We start from the raw sequence: 17798 nt of genomic DNA on the forward strand, positions 1-17798 counted from the left end.
TTAACCCTGTTAAGTGCCTGGGGGTCAAGGGGTCGCAGCTTCAAATCCTGTCAGCCCGACCGGACGAACAAGCCGCTTGGCTTGGGTGAAAGCCCAGGTCGGGCGGCTTTTTTGTGTTCGAGATTTGATCTTGTCCATGAGCTGCGGGAACACCGCTTGGGGACCATTTGGGGACCACTGTCCAACACGCTGGGCCGATCCAGTGGCGATGAACGCCGCTCGGTCGAACAGGCGGCGCGTCGCTTGACTGTGACGACGACTTGCCCGCAGCAGCCTTGAACCCCGTCGCCCGAAAGACCGCCGACACGCGGCTCCGCCGTCAACCCGTCCAACTCCACCGGCCGCATCCCCGGCAACGCCTCCGTTTTTGTTTGTGTCAGAGGGAAATCGTGGTCGTTCTCGGACAAGCCGAGCAGGTGTCCGACGGTGGTGACGGGATTCGGCTGGCGAAGTCGCAATCGCCGCTCGAGGCGGCGTCGTGACCAGGCTGCGGGTGTTGCGGCGGACTTGGCGGGTGAAGGCAGTCGGGTGGGCAATCCTCTCCGCCCGCCGCGGCCATATCCCATCGCGGCCCCGCGGAGGTGGGTGCGGCGCACCCACCCGCCGGCCAATTGCCCGGCTTAGTGTGAACGGCGTGGAACGCGACAACAAGTTCGGTGATTATTTGCGGGCTCGCCGCCACCTGACGGCACCGCGGGAGGTCGGGCTGCCCGACGACTCCGGCAGGCGCGTGCCGGGTCTGCGGCGGGAGGAGGTCGCCCTGCTTGCCGGCGTCAGCACGGATTACTACATCCGCCTGGAACAGGGCCGGGAGCGGCATCCCTCCGAGCAGGTGCTCCAGGCGATCGCGCGGGCGCTGCGTCTCGACGAAGCTGCGGCCAGCCATCTGTTCCGGCTGGGCCTGCCCACGCCGGTGCCGGCGACGACCACGGCGACCGTCAGTGCCGAACTGCTGCGTCTGTTGGACAGCCTGCACGACGTACCGGCGTTCATAGTGGGGCCCGCACAGGACATCTTGGCCGCCAACTCGATGGCGCAAGCCCTCTACAGCGGATTCGCGCGGTTCGACAACCTGCTGCGGATGATCTTCCTCGATCCCTTCGCGCGGGAGTTCTACGGCGACTGGGACACCGCGGCCGAGGTAGCCGTCGCCAACCTGCGGGACGTCTCGACCCGGTTCGCCGGCGACGAGCGCGTCGAACGGGTCGTCGGCGAACTCAGCGTGCGCAGCCCCGCCTTCACGAGCCTCTGGGCCCGGTACGAGGTCCGCCCGCGCACCCAGGAGGACAAGCACTTCCGCCACCCGCGGGTGGGCGAATTGCGTCTGCACTTCGAGGCGCTGGCGGTGACCAGCGCACCTGGGCAGCACCTGTCCGTCTACAGCGCCGAACCCGGCAGTGCCGCCGCCGACGGCCTGCTCCTGCTGCGCAGGCTGGCCGAGCAGGACACCGCCACGGAGAAAGGAACCCTTCACCAGTGACCGAACCATCAGCCCACGCCGCCGGAAGCTTCGTTATAGGCGGCAAGAAGGTCGCCCGTCTCGGCTTCGGGGCCATGCGGCTCACCGGACTCGGCGTCTGGGGCGAACCCCGCGACCGCGACGAGTGCGTCCGCGTGGTGCGCCGCGCGGTCGAACTCGGTGTCCAGCTGATCGATACTGCCGATTCCTATGGGCCGCACGTCAGCGAGGACATCATCCGCGAGGCCATCCATCCCTATCCCGACGACGTGCTGATCGCGACCAAGGCTGGACTCACCCGCAACGGGCCCGACATGCTCGAGACCGAGCACGGTCCGGTGCGCCTGGGCCCCAAGGCCTGGCCGCCGCTGGGACGACCGGAATACCTGCGGCAACAGGCATTGCTGAGCCTGCGCCGCCTCGGCCTGGAGCAGATCGACCTGTTCCAGCTGCACCGCGTCGACCCGAAGGTGCCGCTGGAGGACCAGATCGGCGAACTGAAGAACCTCCAGGACGAAGGCAAGATCATCGCGATCGGCCTGTCCCAGGTGACCGTCGGCCAGATCGAGCAGGCCCGTCGGATCGCGGACATCGCGACCGTCCAGAACCGCTACAACCTCGCCGACCGCAGCTCGGCCGACGTTCTCGACTACTGCACCCGCGAGAGCATCGGCTTCATCCCGTGGGCGCCGGTGGGAGCCGGCGCTCCCGCCGGGCCGGGCGGGGCGGCGGACCGGGTCGCCGCCGCGCACCGGAGCACCACCGGTCAGGTCGCGCTCGCCTGGCTGCTGGCCAGGTCCGAGGTCATGCTGCCCATCCCCGGCACGTCCAAGGTCGCGCATCTGGAGGACAACATCGCGGCGGCGACGCTGCGCCTGAGCTCCCAGGACGTCGACGAGCTCACCGACGCGGGGTGAACGCGACCCAGCGCATTCGATCGAAAGGACCCTTCTGATGCTTTTGCCTGGTGACGAGGCCGGTCACGGACGGGCGGTCGTGCTGCTGCACGCCCGCCCGACGGACCGCACCATGTGGCAGGCGCACCTGCCCTTGCTCGCCGCGGGCGGCGTCCGCGCGATCGCCCTGGACCTGCCAGGCCACGGTGCGGCGACCGCGCGCGACCACCGCGACGCGGTGCCATGGACGGACGTGCTGGACACACTCGACCATCTCGGGGTCGACCGGTTCGTGCTGGCAGGCAACTCCCTCGGCGCGCTGGTCTCGCTCCAGGTCGCTGTCACCGCACGCGACCGGGTCGAGGGCATGGTGCTCATCGGATACCGCCCCCATGATCAACGACCGTCCGCGGACCTCCAGAAAGCTTGGGACCGCGAAAAAGCAGCGTTGGAGATCGGCGACATCGACGCTGCCGTACAGGCCGGAGTCGAAGCGTGGACGTCGGACAACGCTTCCCGCGACGTGAAAGCGCACGCGGCCCGCATGATGCGCGACCAGCTGGAAGCCCAGCTCTCCCACAGCGAAGCACCCCAGGCCGAGGACCCGCTCGCCAAAGACCCGGCAGCGCTGCGCGGACTGTCCGTACCGGCAGTGGTGGGGGTCGGCGAGCACGACATGCCGGACTTCTTCCAGGGAGGCAACGCATTGGCCCGCGACCTCCGCACGAACGACCTCGTCGTCATCCCCGGCGCCGGGCATCTCGCACCGCTGGAACAACCCGCGGCGGTCTGTGAACTCATCCTGGACTTCGCCGCCGCGCTCCCCCGCGGATAGCGCCCCACGCCAGCTGAAGGCTATACGCGGCACGGATTTCGCCCATCCGATTCCTGCGCCGTCTCCCCGCATATTCGCATTCGGCACCGCGTAACGACGGTTTTGATGCCAGTCAATCTTGAGTTTCGCCCCTGGTGACTGTGTGCGACCAGGAATCGCACCGGCGCGTGGCGCGGTGAGCGCTGGTGCGGTCTCTGCGTTGTTCGCGTGCGCGATGGGCAGGACATCGGCCGCGGCGTCGGATAGCTCGACTGCCCCAAGGGGAAACACCGCGAGCGCTCCGGAAGGCCGCTTTCCACATTTGCCGGTTGTTTATGGATAGAAAATGTTGAAATGTTTCTTTTCCCTGCGCATTTTCCGAACGTCGCATGCGCAAGTCGACCAGGACGGTCCTTCACGCGTGACAGCGAGGACATCTTGGTAAGTCCTACGGCGCGCGCGTTCTTGCAGCAGCACCCCCAGGATCAATAGACCGAGCAGGCCGACGAGGCGTGGAGCAGGCCGACGACAAGACCTCTTGAGCAGTTGCTCAAATCTCGTCTATGCTCAGGTTTGAGCAACTGCTCAAGCGAAGGTGGGGCGTCGCGTGCGCGACGCGAATGGGGGTTGTCATGACCAGCGTCCGTCCTGGTCTCGGCTGTGCGCACCGCCGCGATCGTTGGTACAAGGCGATCACCCGGATGCTGGCAGTGGCGCTGCTGCCGGTGGCGTTCGTGATCACGCCGGGCCGAGCACGGCGAACGGCCTGTCAGTGGGCGCTGGCCATGCGTTTCCCCGCCGAGGACCTCGCCGGCCTGACGCCGGCGACCCGGGCTGCGTTCATCGCGGCGCGCACGCAGGCGTTATGGCGAGACGGCGAGCTGATCGGCCTCACTTCCGGACACCGGGATGCCGGCGAACAGGCACGGTTGTTCGCTGAGGAAGTCCGCCGGAGCGGGTCGGCGGCTGCGGCCCGGCTGCGGGCGCTGCCGCCGGACGAGTCCCGGCATGTCGCGGGGACTGCTCTGGATGTGCGGCCCGTCGAGGGTTCGCGCTGGCTGGAGCGGCATGGTGCGCGCCATCGCCTGTATCGGGTGTACGACAACGAATGGTGGCATTTCGAGTACCGGCCCGCCGGGCCGCCGGAGCGACTGCCTCACCCGGGTGCCGTCGGTCCCCGGCTGTCGAGGCCTCTACGGTGATGTCGTGGCCGACACCCGACAACGCCTGATCGACGGCACGATCGAGACGATCCGCACGCACGGCCTCAACGGCACCACGGCGCGGAGCATCGCCGCCACCGCCGGGGTCAACCAGGCGCTGGTCTTCTACCACTTCGGCACCGTCCACGACCTGCTCCGGGCCGCGTGTCTCGCCGCGACCCAGGCCCGGGTCGAGCCGTTTGTCGAACGCCTCGACCAGGTCGCCGACCTGCGGCAGCTTCTCGCACTCGGCCGCGCCCTGCATGCGGACGAACGCGCCCAGGGCAACGTCACGGTGCTCGCCCAGATGCTCGCCGGCGCCCAGGCCGACCCCGAGCTCGCCGAAGCCACCGCAACGGCGCTGCAGCTGTGGATCGCCCCGATCGAGCAAGCTCTGACAAGGCTGCTGGCCGACTCCCCGGTATCCGAGGTGGTCGACACCGCGGGCCTCGCGCGCGCGGTGGGCGCCGGGTTCGTCGGACTGGAACTGTACGAAGGCGTCGACCCGGACGGGGCCCAGTCCGCTCTGGACGCGCTCGACCGGCTGGCCGTGCTCATCGAGGTAATGGACGACCTAGGACCGGTTGCGCTCCGCACGCTGCGCGGCAAACTCCGCAGGACGACCAAGAAAGCGCGGTAGCGCGAAGACGGCGAGGTAAGCCCGGCTCAGCAGCCGGGCGACAATGCGGAGGGACCCCGGGTGACGAAGATTGGTCGTCGAAACAGGTGCCGTCAAACACATCGAGCGGGTTTCGTCCGGCGTCGCTCACTGCTACCGGTGGCGGGACTTGGAGGATGATGCTGGCGGGCTTGGCCGATCAGCGGTGCGGCCGGCCTCCTTCGCGCCGAGGCGGATGCCGTCGACCAGCATGCGCACGAGCTGCTCCACGTCGACCTGCCACGTGTCCTTCGCCAGGTGGCCGCTGAGTTCCATGCCTGCGATGCCGTGCGCGCTGGACATCAGCAAGGCACCGTACCGAGGCGCGGCGGACTCGCCGACGACGTCCGCGACGAGGGTGAGGAAGTCGTTCTCGAGGCGGCCGGCTGCCTCGACGGCGGCCGGGGTGTCCGCCGGTGTGCCGAACATCAGCGCGTACCGGTGCGGCCACCGGCGAGCGACGTCGATCAGCGCCAGCACCGCTCGCTCGAGCTGGGTCGCCGGAGTGACGCCGGGATCGGCGCGAAGCTGTTCCACGGCATCCGCCAGCGAGTCCCATGTGGTGATCGCGAGCTGCGTCAGCAGGTGTTCTTTGTTCTCGAAATGCCCGTAGGGCGCGCCGCGCGACACGCCGGCCCGGGCCCCCACCGCGCGCAGGGTCACGGCGCCGGGCCCGCCCTCGTCGAGCAGGTCGGTCGCGGCGCGCAGGAGAGCTCGCCGCGTTGCTGCAGCCGTCTCGGTCCGGGTCACGCCGCCGATTCTACTTGACAATGTCAGCTGAACGGCCGAAGGTGGTTCGAATGACACTGTCACATGAATTGCCCGCCAACGCCGACGCGCGACGGCTGCGCGACCGTGCCGAGATCGGCGACGTCCAGCTCCGGTACGCCACCGGCACCGACTCCCGCGATTGGGCGCTCTTTCGCAGCTGCTTCACCGACGAAGTCGACGTCGATTTCAGCGACGGCTTCGGACAGCCCGTCGTCCGCGTGCGCGCCGACGACTGGGTGGCGAGCACCGCGCCGCGAATGGAGTCCTTCGCGGCGACGCAGCACATGATGACGAACCTCGTCATCACCTTCGACGGCGACGATCGGGCCACCTGCGTCGCCTATGTGCGGGCCGCGCACCACCTCCCGAACAACACCGGGGACAGCGACCTGGTGGTGACCGGGTACTACACGAACCGCTTCGAACGGACCGCGGACGGCTGGCGCATCGCCGGCGTCAAGCTGACGACGCTGTGGATGACCGGCAATTTCGGCGTCTTCCAGCGGGCCCTGGCACCTACCTCGTAGAACCGGACAGGACAGGACAACCGCGGTCTCGTGGAATGCCGATGTCGGAGCATTGCATTCCCGGCGAAGATATGCCGGACCATTTCGGCGGCGAACTCGTCCATGGTCAGCAATCGCAGCCGAAATCCCTCCGCCCAGCTCCGAGTGCAGACAGCAGCCGAACCGTTGCCACGTCTGGGAACCGGCCGGCGGTTCACCTGCTAAACGCACAGTCCCCCGCCACCGTCAGCTCCTGAACCCGATGCTGTTCGCCCAGAACTGAACTGCTATTCCGAGATTGTCCCGCCCTGGCAACGATTCGCGCGCCGCGGTTCCGTACCGCTCCCCGCCGCAGGCGACGAAGCGGGGCTGTGCGGCGCGGTCCGGGAACCGCGCCGCACAGTCATGTCAGCTGAACGAGATGGCCGCGCTGGCTCCGGTCTCGTGGTCCTGGGTGATGCCGATCCGGCAGGAGACCTTGGTGCAGTCGACGGTGCCCACCGCGGTGCCGGTTTCCGGGTCAGTGCCCGTGAACTGGGCGTGCACGGCGAGCGACTGCTTTACGGTTCCGGAAGAGTCGGCCTTCACCTGAGTCAGCGTGTCGTTGTTGCAGAGGATCTTCGAATCGACCGTGGCGCACTGGCCGACGAAGGCGTTCGTGTCGGGATGGAAGCCTGTGCCGGTCGCGGCGACCTGCTGGCCGTCCGCCAGTCCGGTCGCCGGGGCCACCGAAACCTCGGGGCCGGCCGCCGACGCGGGGACGGAGCCGAGGACGGCCGCGGCCGCCGCGGCGGCGAGCAGGCCGGCCGCCTTTACCGGCAGGGGCAGGCGTTTCTGACGATCGCGAAACATGCGGGACAAGCTCCTTTCACAAGGGACAGAGAGGTTCTTGATCAAGAATTCCGACGGTGATTTGGCAACACTTCGCCGATGTCGACAAACGTAAACGGTGACAGTCCGGTCACCATCTGTCAACGGCGCGAATCCCGTTGCGGGCGAACGTCTTTCCCGTTTGCACAGTGCTGGCCCGCGCGCGGCGGACGGCTTTACCGTGTCCGGGTGCCTCAGCTACCGCCGCCGCCGGACGACCTTCCCCGGCTCGAAATCCGCGAACTGCGCAAGACCGAACGGCTCGCCGCGGCCGGGCTCACCGCCCGCGCGATGCGCGACAACCCCACTACTTACGCGATGTTCGGGGCGGAGCCGCTCGACCGGCTGGCCGGGATGCAAGCGGTGTGGACCGCCTTCTTCCACCGGCAGGCGCCTCCGCAGCTCGGCGCGTTCTACCGCGGCTGCCTCGTCGGCACCGCCGCAGCCAGTCCGCCAGGACACTGCATCGGCGCCACTTTTCCCGGCGACGCCGCGAAAATCACCGCCGGGACCGCGCCGTCGGCCGGCGACGCGGCGATCGGCGACTACGTGCGGGCCCATTACGTGCTGCACGACCTCCCCGCACCGCACTGGCACGTCGGACCGGTCGGCGTCGAACCGCGGTTCCAGGGTCGCGGCATCGGCGAATCCCTGATGCGCCACCTGATCGGCATCATGGACGCCGACGGCAGCCCGTCCTGGGGCGAGACCGACACCGAGGCCAACGTCCGCTTCTACCGCGCGCTCGGCTGGGACCTCGACCGCACCGTCACCGTCAGCGGCATCGACCTGTGGTTCCTCGGCCGGAACGCGCCCGGCGCGGCGGCCGGGCGTGCAACTGCCGGTCCTCCGCAGTCGATCACCGCAAGCTGACCGGGAGGGGAACGCCCATGCTGGCCGGAGCACAGCCGTGGCCGCCGGAATACGCCGCCCGGTACCGCGCCGAGGGCTACTGGACCGGGGAGACGCTGGCCGACCTCGCGCGGGGCTGGGCACGCCGCGACGGCACGAGGATCGCGGTCGTCAGCGGAGAACGCCGCGTCGGGTATGCCGAACTCGACCGGCGAGCCGACGAACTCGCGGCCGGGCTCGCCGAACTCGGACTGCGTTCCGGCGACCGGGCCGTCGTGCAGCTGCCGAACACGGTCGCGTTCGTCGAGGTCTCGCTGGCGCTGTTCCGATTGGGCGTCGTGCCGGTGTTCGCGCTGCCCGCACACCGCGCGCTGGAAATCGGCTGCTTTGCCGAACTCACCGGCGCCCGCGCGTATTTCGGGCCTGCCGAGCACGGCGGATTCGACTACCGGACGCTGGCCGGAGAGGTGGCCAAGAACGCGCCGGACCTCGATTTCGTTGTGACAGACGGAGATCCGGGTCCGCACCTCCGGCTCGCCGACATCTCCGCCCCGCCGCGGCCGCTGCCTTCGCCGCGCGGCGAAGACGTGGCGTTCCTGCTGTTGTCCGGCGGCACGACCGACGTGCCGAAGCTGATCCCCCGAACTCACGACGACTACGCCTGTCAGCTGCGCGCCTGCGCCGAAGTGCTTTCAGCGGACGAAAACAGCGTGTATCTCGCGGCGCTGCCCGCCGGGCACAACGCCGCGCTCGGCTGTCCGGGCGTGCTCGGCACTCTGCGCTCGGGCGGACGCGTGGTGCTCAGTCCGACGCCGAGTCCCGACGACGCGTTGCCGCTGATCGAGGCCGAAGGCGTAACGCTGACAACGCTCATGCCCGCACTTCTGCCGGTGTGGTTCGAGCTTGCCCCGCTGTTCGGGGCTGATTTGAAGAAGGTCCTGCTGGAGGTCGGCGGCGCGGCGTTGCGCCCGGAGCTCGCGCGGGAGATGGCGGATGCCGGATGCCGGATCACCCATTGGTTCGGGATGGCCGAGGGCGTGCTGTGCTGCACTCGGCCCGGCGCCCCGGCCGACACGGTCGCCACCACCCAGGGCACTCCCCTGTTCGCCGCGGACGAGCTGCTGGTGGTCGACGACGACGGAAACGCTGTCGCACCAGGCGAAGAGGGCGAACTGCTCTACCGCGGTCCGTGCACGTTGCGCGGCTACTACCGGGCCGACGCGCACAACGCGCGATCTTTCACCCCGGACGGATTCTTCCGCACCGGCGACCTGGTGCGGCTCACCCCGCGCGGCGAGCTGCAGGTGACGGGACGGATCAAGGACATCGTCAACCGCGGAGGCGAGAAGGTCGGCGCGCAGGAGCTCGAAGCGCTGCTGGAACGCCACCCCGGGGTGGCGACGGCGGCGGTGGTCGCGGAACCGGATCCCGCGCTCGGCGAACGGATCCGCGCGTTCGTCGTGCCCGCCGCGACACCGCCGAAACTCGAAGAGCTGCGCACCTTCCTGCACGAACAGGGCGCGGCGGCGTACAAACTGCCGGACCGGCTCGACGTCGTCGCCGTCCTTCCGATGACCGGCGCGCACAAAATAGACAAGAAACGGTTGCTGCGGGAGGCCAGTCCATGACCGTGCACAGGCTCACCGGGACGACTCATCGGGAAACCCACTGTTTCGTCTGCAGTCCCACCAACGAATCCGGGCTGCGCATCCCCTTCGACTACGACGACGTCGCGAAGGTCGTGCACGCCCGGTTCAGCTTCGGCGAGAACCAGTCCGGCGCGCCGACCTTCGTGCACGGCGGGATCGCGCTCGCGGTGCTGAACGAGGCGATGGCCTGGGCGGTGGTGAGCGAAACGGGCGATTTCGCCGTGGCGGCCTCGATGACGACAGACTTCCGGCGTCCGCTGCGCATCGGCTCCGGCTACTCCGTGCGGGGCGCCGTGCTTTCCCGCGGCTCCGGGGAAGTGCGCGCCGAAGCGACGATCACGGACGATTCGGCGCGTGCGTGCACCCACGCGGAAGCGTCGTTCCGCGTGCTCTCCGCGGCGACCGCCCAGCGGCTCAAAGCCCGGGTGGCTCGGCCTTGATCTCGCTCCATCCGTCGTCCAGTTCGACAGTGTCGCTCAGGTGCTGCCAGAACGTCCATTGGTGCCCGCCGGGATCGGTGACCATCGCGATCCGCGCGCCGTACGGCTTGTCCTCCGGGGCGACCCCGTCGACGCCGGCCGCGCGGATCCGTTCCCACTGCGCGTCCACATTGTCGACGTACACAATGCACATGTGCCCCACCGGACCGGGCACGCCCTGTTCCGCCCAATAACCCGGATCCGCACCGTGCAGCGAGATATGCGCGTCGCCCGCCCGCATTTCGGCTTCGCGCACGACGCCGCCCTCGTCGGCATAGCGCGCGACCTCGGTGAATCCGAACGTTTCGGCCAGCCATTCCAGCGCGGCCGCCGCGTCCTCGTAGTACAAGTACGGGCCGATCCCGCGGAATCCGGCATTGTCGTTGCCTGCCATGTCGATTCCCCCGGTTGTTCGTTGCGGTGGCGTCGGTTCCGCCGCCACTATATGGCAAGCCGATCTTCTCTGGAGGGACTGTCATGGCCGAAGGCGGACTGACCCCAGCGGGGAAACCCGCGCGCAACGGCATCGTGCTCGCAGTCGCGTGCCTCGCCCAGCTGATGGTCGTGCTGGACGTGTCCATCGTGAACGTCGCATTGCCGAGCATGCGCGACAGCCTCGGGCTCAGCCCGGCGGGCCTGCAGTGGGTGGTCAACGCCTACGCCGTCGCCTTCGCCGGTTTCCTCCTGCTCGGCGGCCGGTTCGCCGACCTGTTCGGCCGGCGCCGGATGTTCCTGTTCGGGCTCGTGCTCTTCATCGCGGCGAGCCTCTTCGGCGGCTTCGCCCAGAACGGCACGTGGCTGGTCGTCGCCCGGGCGGTGCAAGGCCTCGGCGGCGCCGTCCTCGCTCCGGCCACGCTCACCGTGGTCACCACCGGATTCGCCGATCCGGCCTGGCGCACCAAGGCCATCGGCGTCTGGAGCGCGACCGCCGCCGCGGGCGGCGCCGTCGGCTCCGTGATCGGCGGCTTGCTCACCCATGCCGCGGGCTGGCAATGGGTGCTGTTCGTGAACGTGCCGCTCGGCGCGGTCATCCTGCTGCTCGCCCTCGGGTCGCTCACCGAATTCGTCCCCGGACGCGACCGGGGCAAGCCGGACTTCGCCGGCGCGGTCGCCGTCACCGCCGGGCTCGCGGCGGTCATCCTCGGGGTCACCCAGCTCGAGGGTAATTCGTGGAGTTCGCCCGCGGTGTTCGTCCCGCTCGCGGCGGGCGTGCTGCTGCTCGCGGCGTTCGCGGTCGCCGAAACCCGGGCGCCGCGGCCGATCGTTCCGCTGGGCATCTTCCGGCGCGGGAACGTCGGGCCGGCCAACCTGTTCGCCGCGCTCGGCGGCGCCGGCACGATAGCCGTCTTCTACTTCGTTTCGCTTCTGCTGCAACGGGTCTTCGGCTACGACGCGCTGCAGGCAGGCCTCGCCTTCCTGCCCATGTCGGTCGCCATCGCCGCGGGCACCGGGATCTCCACCAAACTGCTGCCCGCCCGGGGGCCGAAGCCGCTGCTCATCGCGGGCGGGCTGATCGCGACCGCCGGGACCGCGTGGCTGGCCCAATGTCCCGCCGGCGGCAGCTTCGCGGCCGACCTGCTCGGCCCGACTCTCGCCATCGGGCTCGGGATGGGCCTCGTGATGGTGCCGGTCACCGCCGCCGCGACGTCCGGGATCGAGCCGGCGGAAGCGGGCCTGGCGTCCGGGATCATCTCCACCACGCGCCAGTTCGGCGGCGCGCTCGGGCTCGCCGTGCTCACCGCTGTCGCCGCGACCACCACGGCGGGCCTCGCCGGCCCGGCGGCCGAAACGCTGACCGCCGGGTATACCCGGGCGATGCTCGTGGGCTGCGCGCTGCTGCTCGCCGGGACGCTCGTGGCTTTCCTGCTGCCGGGCCGGACGGCGCCCGCCGAGCAGGCGTCCGCGGCGACGGAGTGAAGCGTGGGAGACCTGGCCGAGGACACCGCACTCTCCGAACTGCCCGCTGAACCCGGCGAACGTCGCTTTCAAGCGGAGCTGAGCCGCGACTGGGACCTCATGGGCCCGAACGGCGGATATCTCGCGGCGATCGCATTGCGCGCGGCGTCGGCGGACGCCGGGCAGGCGCAGCCGGTCAGCCTCTCCTGCCAATTCCTCGCCCGGCCGAGATTCGGGCCGGTGCGGGTGCGAACGGAGGTGCTGCGGGCGTCGCGGCGCGCGACCGCCGTGCGAGTGCGGATGGAGCAAGGGGCGGATCGTCCGGTGCTGGAAGCGCTGGTCTGGGCGGCGCAGTCCGGCCTGGACGGGCCCAACGCGGACTGGACGCCCGCTCCCTCGGCTCCCGGGCCCGACGGCGTGCCCGATCTGCGCACCCATCTCGCCGCCGAAGGACGAGGAGTCCCGGCCTGGCACCGGAACGTGACCCTGCGCGAGCTTTCCGGGCGCACCGGCGGGGCGGACGGCGAGCCCCGGGTGCGCTGCTGGGCCCGGTTCGAGCCGCGCCGGCGCTTCGACGACTGCTGGGTCGACGCCGGGCGCTCGGTGATCCTGCTCGACAGCCTGCAATGGCCCGCCGTGATGAACGCGTTCCCCGAGCGGGAAACGGTGCTGTTCGCCCCGAGCATCGACCTGTACGTCGCGTTCCACGGATGCGGCTCGGACAGCGAATGGCTGCTGGTGGAAACGACCGGGACCGCCGCGCACCGCGGGACGTTCCACGGCCGCGGCTCGGTGTGGACGCGCGACGGCAGGCTGCTGGCGTCGGCCGGGCAGCAGATGCTCGGCACCGCGGTGCGGGAGCGGGCGGACCGGCTCTAGCCGGTCCGCCCGGCGCCCGGTCACGCAGGCGGCGGAACCGGCACCGTGCCCGGCTGGTAGGTGCCGATCACCCACACGTTGCCCTCGGGGTCCCGCGCGGCGTAGCCGCGGGACGCGCCGAAGTCCTCGTCTTTCAGCTCGCGCACGATCTCCGCCCCCGCGGCCGCCGCGCGGGCGTGGTGCGCGTCCGGGTCGTCGACCACCAGGTACGTGCCCGCCTGGCCGATCTCGGTCGCCAGCCGCGGCCCGTCGCCCGCCGAGTTGACCATCACGGTGTCGCCGCGCCAGCCCAGCTCGGCGTGCACGACGCTGCCGTCCGGGCCCGGCACGCGGAAGTTCTCGGTGAACCCGAAGGTCTCCTTGAGCCAGTCGATCGCGGCCGCGGCGTCCCGGTAGAGCAGGCACGGGAAAAAGGAAGATTTCTCAGTCATGGCAACGATTTTAGAGTCCCGGACGGGTCCGGGACAGGGCGTGCGACCGACCACCGCGCGGGCAGCCGCGCCGGGGTGCGGAACGACGTGTTGGGCGCGTGCCCGGCCGGGTCGGCCGCATCGAGGCGCAAGTCCGGGAAGCGGCGGGCGAGTTCCTCGACGAGCACGCGCACCTGGAGCCGGGCGAGGTGCGCGCCGAGGCACACGTGGTCGCCGTCGCCGAAGGTCAGGTGCCGCCGGGCGCCGGGACGGTCCGGGTCGAATTCGCCGGGACGGTCGAAGGCTCGTTCGTCGCGGTTCGCCGACGCCGTGACGAGCAGCAGATTCGCCCCGGCGGGCAGCTCCGCCCCGCCGAGTGTCGTGGCGTGCCGGGCCCGGCGCCGCCAGGACACCACCGCCGGCCGGTAGCGCAGCGTTTCTTCCACCGCGCGGGCGGCCAGCTGCGGATCCGCGGCCACGGCGGCCCAGAGGCCGGGACGGGACGCCAGTTCGCGCACCGCGTGCGCCGCGGCCCCGGCGGTCGTTTCGTGCGCCGCGGTCGATCCGTTGAGCACCAGGGACCGCAGGTAGTTGTCGGAGAACAGCTCGGGATCACGCCGCTGGGCGCGCACCGCGTGGCCGATCCAGCCCGGAGGAAAGCGCTGTTCGCGCAGCCGGGCCACGAATCCCTCGGTGTACTCCCAATACCGGCCCAGCGCGTCGGCCGACCGCTCCTGGTCCTCCTCGGTGGGCTCGCCCCAGGTGAACCGGGCCTGCGACACGGAGAACTCGTGCACTCTCGGGATGTCCTCGGCGGGAATCCCCATGAACGCCAGGATCACGTGCGACGGCACCGGCCACAGCAGCTCCGCCATCAGGTCGGCGTGCCCGCGCTCGGCGAACCGGTCGATGTGCGCGGCGGCGAGCGCCTGAATGCGCGGTTCCCACGCGCGCACCCGGGTCCGGGTGAGCGGCCGCGCCAGCGCGCGGCGCCGCCGCCGGTGCCCCGGCTCGTCCTCCACCGCCAGCACCGGGGCTCCGGCGAACCGGCGCCGCACCAGCGCCCGCAGCGCGACCCGGCCCGGCGGCCGGATCGAGTCCATCGCGTTGGCCGCGGAAAACGTTGCCGCGTCGGAGAAAACGCGCTGCACGTCGGCGTAGCGGGTCACGATCCAGTGGTCGATGCGCGGGCTGTAGAACACCGGCCGCTCCGCGCGCGCCGCGGCGAGCGCCTCCGCCGGGTCCTCGTGGTAGGCGCCGCTGAACGGGTCGAAGTCCTCGTCGGCGGCGGAGGTGAACGGGCACCCCGCCGGTTCGTCAGTGCGCACGCTGCCGTCCTTCCCGGCGGCCGCCCTCAGCAGGCGACCAGCGATTCGAATTCGGCCCTGCTGGGCCCTTGCGCGCGCGGTTCCGGCACGGCCGTCTCGCCCAGCCTGCGGGTGACCCGGCGGACGACTTCCCGGTCCGACAGCAGCTGGGCCGGGGTGATCAGCAGATGCGCCATCCGGCCCAGCCCCCGTCCCACGACCTCGTCCTCGCTCGCCATCGCCTCCATGCCCGCCATCAGCCGGGCGAACGGATCGCGCGCGTCCTCGTGCCGGGCGCCGCGCAGCCCGGCCTCGATCTTGGCGACGCCGGTCCGGTCCGCGGCCAGCTGCGCCCGGAACCACACGCCGAGATGCCGTTCGGTCCACGCGGCGAACCCGGCGACGTAGCCTGCCGGATCGCCCTCGGCCTCTCCCGCGCTCCGCGCCAGGTGCTGCGCGTGCATCATCGCCATCGCGGCCCCGCGGCCGTAGGTGGGATTCGTCTGGATCGCGGCGTCGCCGATCGAAACCAGCCCGCCGATCGCCGGACCGTCCGCGGCGGGCATCCGCTGCCAGCGGTTGTCGATGCCGGACATGCCGTCCACGCCGCCGCGCGGCACGCCGCGTTCGGCCCAGCGCGCGGTGTGCGGCACCGCGGCGACGAACCGGTCCCACACCTTCGGATCGCGCAACGCGTGCCGCAGCCGGTCTTCGGTGGCGAAGGTCAGCGACAGGGAGAACGTGTCGTTGTCGCCGGGGAAGACCAGCGCCGCGGCGTACCCGAGGTGCAACGCCAGCGGCCGGTCCATCGGCGGCAGCTCGCGTCCGGGGCTGAGCCGGTAGTGCCGGCTCAGGTACACGAATCCGCAGTGCTGCACCTCCGGCGGCGGCAGCCGCGCGCCGAGCATCCGGCGCAGCACCGGCGACCGCCGCCCGGACGCGTCCACCACCAGATCGCTCCCCAGCCGACGGCCGTCGTCCAGTTCGACGCCGCGCACCAGCACCGACTCGCCGCTCCGGTCGGCCCGCAGTCCGGTCACCCGGCGCCCCAGCACGAGGTCCACGCCCGCCCGCCGCTCGACGGCCCGCCGCAGCACGGCCTCGAACACCGGGCGGCGCGCGGCGAGCGCGTACTCGGCCGGTTCTCCGCGGCCCGCGTCGAACCGGTTCACCGGCGTCTTGCGGACCCCCGCCGCCAGCAGTTCGGCGACGAGCTCCGGTTCCTCTTCGAGCAGCACGCCCACCGCGCGGCCGAGGAACTTGTGCGAATGCCGGAACTGCGGCACCCCGGGCCGCCGCCACGACGCGAACACCTCGTCCGCGCCGCCCTCGGGCCGCGCCGCGTCGCGCTCCACGAGCACCACCTCGTGCCCGCGCCGGGCCGCGAACAACGCCGCGGACAGACCGGCGATCCCGGCGCCGACGATGACCATCCGCACCACGTCGCGTCCTCCTCAGCCCGCGGCGGTCCTGGCCAGCACTGTCGCCAATGCCCGGCCGAACTCCGCCGCCGCGTCCGCGGATTCCTCGTCCGCCCGCCACGCGACATACCCGTCCGGGCGCACCAGCACCGCGGCCCCCGGCTCGAGCCGGTAGCGCCGCAGCATGCTCCCGGTGTCGTCGGTCAGGTCCCCGCCGAGGCTGTAGGCGGGCAGCGGCACGTCCAGCGTCCGGGCGGCCTCCTTGGCCGCGGCGAGCCAGCCGGAACCGGGCGAGCCGACGAACAGCACGTGCCCGCGCCCGATCAGGTCCAGCACGGAGATCCGCGCGCCGTCCTTGTCCACGAGCACGTGCGGGGCCCGGCTGCCCGGCTCCGCGGTCGCCTTCGCCGGGTCCTCCAGCAGCGTCTCCGGCCCGCGTTCCGCGCCGGGCACCGCCGCCGAGGCGACCCGGTAGCCCAGGTGCTCCCACTGCGCCGGGACCTCCGGCGGGAACGGGTACTTGCCCTGCAGGTGCGGGGCCATCCGGTCGGCCAGCCGGGCGAGCTGGCGGTCCGCGGTGGACTCGCCGATCGCCTGCCGTTCCGCGGCGTACCCGTCGAGCAGCGCCGGACCGGCGTGCCCGTGCAGCACCGCGGCGAGCCGCCAGGCGAGGTCGTGGCCGTCCTGCAGCGCGGTCGCGCCGCCGAGCCCGCCGGTCTGCGGCATCACGTGCGCGGCGTCGCCCGCCAGGAACACCCGGCCGAGGCGCATCTCGTCGGCCACCCGGTGCGCGATCACGAACGTCGACTGGTCGGTGATCTCCACCTCGAGGTCCGGCGTCGCGGTCGCGACGCGGATCAGCTCGACGCAGCGCTCGTCGGTGAAGTCTTCGTCGCGGTCGCCTCGCTCCGGGTAGTAGTTCACGCCCAGCAGGTGCGCGCCGGAGACGCCGAACACCTCGATCGCGTTCTCCAGATACGAGTACAGGCCGGAGAAATGGTCGTTCTGCATGTAGGTCAGCAGCGCCTTGCGCCCGGCGAGCAGTTCGTCGAGATCGGCGTTGAACAGGATGGTGCGGCACCGCCACAGCTCGCCGAGCCCGTGGGTGCCGATCCCCAGCTGCTCGCGCACCGGGGCCTGCCAGCCGTCGGCCGCGACGAGGTAGTCGGCCTCGACGGCGAACTCCTCGCCGGAACCCAGGTCCCGCACCCGCGCGCGCACCTGGTCGGCGTCCTGCTCGAAGGATTCGAGGCGGTGGCTGAAAAGCAGCTCGGCGCCCTTCTCCTCGGCAGTCGCGCGCAGCACGGATTCGATCTTCGACTGGGGCAGCGCGCCGAACTCGGCGGGCGTCATCGAAGCCAGTTCCTTCATCACGTCGTCGCCGCCGACGAGCAGTTCGAACTGGTTCTCGTCGCGCAGGTCGCGCCCGATGGTGATGGTGGCCTCGGCGGCGAAGTCGAGCACGTTCGCGGCCGCGATCCGCTCCGCCAGGCCGGGGATCTGGCGGAGCAGTTCCATGCTGCGGTGCACGATCCCGAACGCCTTCGGCTGGACCGAGGTGTCGGGATGGCGCTCGACGAGCGTGACCCGGATTCCCCGCCAGGCGAGGAAGAGCGCGGTGGTGAGCCCGGCGTAGCCGGCGCCGACCACGAGGACGGAAGTGCGCCGGCCGACCGGCGTGGCATCAGACATAGCTCATCAGTACCACCGCGCGGGCCGCCGATGAAGC

Annotated in this window: 18 protein-coding genes; 11 read left to right on the top strand and 7 right to left on the bottom strand. The window is 70.9% G+C overall.

Going from position 1 to position 17798, the window contains the following annotated elements:
* The first annotated feature begins 634 nt into the window (after positions 1–634).
* The 5 genes from ACZ7OI_RS14455 to ACZ7OI_RS14475 all read left to right on the top strand — a co-directional run bounded on the left by ACZ7OI_RS14455 (position 635) and on the right by ACZ7OI_RS14475 (position 5011).
* Positions 635–1480: a helix-turn-helix domain-containing protein gene (locus ACZ7OI_RS14455; RefSeq protein ID WP_470264650.1), complete on the top strand. Its 846-nt coding sequence runs from the start codon at positions 635–637 to the stop codon at positions 1478–1480.
* Positions 1477–2376, top strand: coding sequence for an aldo/keto reductase (locus ACZ7OI_RS14460; RefSeq protein ID WP_470264651.1), 900 nt, complete (start codon positions 1477–1479; stop codon positions 2374–2376). Before ACZ7OI_RS14455 ends, ACZ7OI_RS14460 begins: the two co-directional genes overlap by 4 nt.
* Positions 2377–2413: 37 nt before the next feature.
* Complete coding sequence (locus tag ACZ7OI_RS14465) at positions 2414–3190, top strand: alpha/beta fold hydrolase (RefSeq protein ID WP_470264652.1); 777 nt, start codon at positions 2414–2416, stop codon at positions 3188–3190.
* 611 nt (positions 3191–3801) lie between these two features.
* Positions 3802–4371, top strand: coding sequence for a D,D-peptidase/D,D-carboxypeptidase VanY-N (gene vanY-N / locus ACZ7OI_RS14470; protein WP_470264653.1), 570 nt, complete (start codon positions 3802–3804; stop codon positions 4369–4371).
* Positions 4372–4375: 4 nt separating this feature from the next.
* Positions 4376–5011 carry a TetR/AcrR family transcriptional regulator gene (locus ACZ7OI_RS14475; RefSeq protein ID WP_470264654.1) on the top strand — a complete coding sequence of 212 codons (636 nt, stop codon included), beginning with the start codon at positions 4376–4378 and terminating at the stop codon, positions 5009–5011.
* A gap of 132 nt (positions 5012–5143) precedes the next feature.
* Here the strand turns inward: ACZ7OI_RS14475 and ACZ7OI_RS14480 are convergent, their stop codons facing one another.
* On the bottom strand, positions 5144–5779 hold the full coding sequence (locus tag ACZ7OI_RS14480) for a TetR/AcrR family transcriptional regulator (RefSeq protein WP_470264655.1): 636 nt from the start codon (positions 5777–5779) through the stop codon (positions 5144–5146).
* 50 nt (positions 5780–5829) lie between these two features.
* Here ACZ7OI_RS14480 and ACZ7OI_RS14485 point away from each other — a divergent pair, with 50 nt between their 5' ends.
* Complete coding sequence (locus ACZ7OI_RS14485) at positions 5830–6327, top strand: nuclear transport factor 2 family protein (RefSeq protein WP_470264656.1); 498 nt, start codon at positions 5830–5832, stop codon at positions 6325–6327.
* Between the two features lie 387 nt (positions 6328–6714).
* On the opposite strand, the gene ACZ7OI_RS14490 is transcribed toward ACZ7OI_RS14485, so the two are convergent.
* Complete coding sequence (locus ACZ7OI_RS14490) at positions 6715–7203, bottom strand: enediyne antibiotic chromoprotein (RefSeq protein WP_470264657.1); 489 nt, start codon at positions 7201–7203, stop codon at positions 6715–6717.
* A 162-nt stretch (positions 7204–7365) separates the two neighbouring features.
* Between ACZ7OI_RS14490 and ACZ7OI_RS14495 the strand changes: the two genes are divergently transcribed.
* The 3 genes from ACZ7OI_RS14495 to ACZ7OI_RS14505 are packed head-to-tail and all read left to right on the top strand — an operon-like array spanning position 7366 to position 10117.
* Positions 7366–8049: a GNAT family N-acetyltransferase gene (locus ACZ7OI_RS14495; RefSeq protein WP_470264658.1), complete on the top strand. Its 684-nt coding sequence runs from the start codon at positions 7366–7368 to the stop codon at positions 8047–8049.
* A 17-nt stretch (positions 8050–8066) separates the two neighbouring features.
* Complete coding sequence (locus ACZ7OI_RS14500; RefSeq protein ID WP_470264659.1) at positions 8067–9656, top strand: (2,3-dihydroxybenzoyl)adenylate synthase; 1590 nt, start codon at positions 8067–8069, stop codon at positions 9654–9656.
* A complete protein-coding gene (locus tag ACZ7OI_RS14505) occupies positions 9653–10117 on the top strand; it encodes a PaaI family thioesterase (RefSeq protein ID WP_470264660.1) in 465 nt (154 codons plus the stop codon). The genes ACZ7OI_RS14500 and ACZ7OI_RS14505 overlap by 4 nt, the downstream gene beginning before the upstream one ends.
* Here the strand turns inward: ACZ7OI_RS14505 and ACZ7OI_RS14510 are convergent.
* Positions 10092–10550 (bottom strand): VOC family protein, encoded by a 459-nt coding sequence (locus tag ACZ7OI_RS14510; RefSeq protein WP_470264661.1) that lies wholly within the window; start codon positions 10548–10550, stop codon positions 10092–10094. The two genes, ACZ7OI_RS14505 and ACZ7OI_RS14510, sit on opposite strands and share 26 nt — an antisense overlap.
* 83 nt (positions 10551–10633) lie before the next feature.
* Here ACZ7OI_RS14510 and ACZ7OI_RS14515 point away from each other — a divergent pair, with 83 nt between their 5' ends.
* Positions 10634–12073 (top strand): MFS transporter, encoded by a 1440-nt coding sequence (locus ACZ7OI_RS14515; protein ID WP_470264662.1) that lies wholly within the window; start codon positions 10634–10636, stop codon positions 12071–12073.
* A gap of 3 nt (positions 12074–12076) precedes the next feature.
* Complete coding sequence (locus ACZ7OI_RS14520; RefSeq protein ID WP_470264663.1) at positions 12077–12931, top strand: acyl-CoA thioesterase; 855 nt, start codon at positions 12077–12079, stop codon at positions 12929–12931.
* A 20-nt stretch (positions 12932–12951) separates the two neighbouring features.
* Here ACZ7OI_RS14520 and ACZ7OI_RS14525 read toward each other — a convergent pair whose 3' ends face one another.
* The 4 genes from ACZ7OI_RS14525 to ACZ7OI_RS14540 are packed head-to-tail and all read right to left on the bottom strand — an operon-like array spanning position 12952 to position 17761.
* Complete coding sequence (locus ACZ7OI_RS14525) at positions 12952–13362, bottom strand: VOC family protein (protein ID WP_067588281.1); 411 nt, start codon at positions 13360–13362, stop codon at positions 12952–12954.
* The gene (locus ACZ7OI_RS14530) at positions 13359–14669 is read right to left on the bottom strand and encodes a cytochrome P450 (RefSeq protein ID WP_470264664.1); all 1311 of its coding nucleotides are present in this window, start codon (positions 14667–14669) and stop codon (positions 13359–13361) included. The genes ACZ7OI_RS14525 and ACZ7OI_RS14530 overlap by 4 nt, the downstream gene beginning before the upstream one ends.
* Positions 14670–14695: 26 nt before the next feature.
* A complete protein-coding gene (locus ACZ7OI_RS14535; protein WP_470265173.1) occupies positions 14696–16081 on the bottom strand; it encodes an NAD(P)/FAD-dependent oxidoreductase in 1386 nt (461 codons plus the stop codon).
* A 21-nt stretch (positions 16082–16102) separates the two neighbouring features.
* On the bottom strand, positions 16103–17761 hold the full coding sequence (locus ACZ7OI_RS14540; RefSeq protein WP_470264665.1) for an FAD-dependent oxidoreductase: 1659 nt from the start codon (positions 17759–17761) through the stop codon (positions 16103–16105).
* Positions 17762–17798 lie beyond the last annotated feature (37 nt).

This window comes from Amycolatopsis sp. NPDC114503 (genome assembly GCF_055633655.1).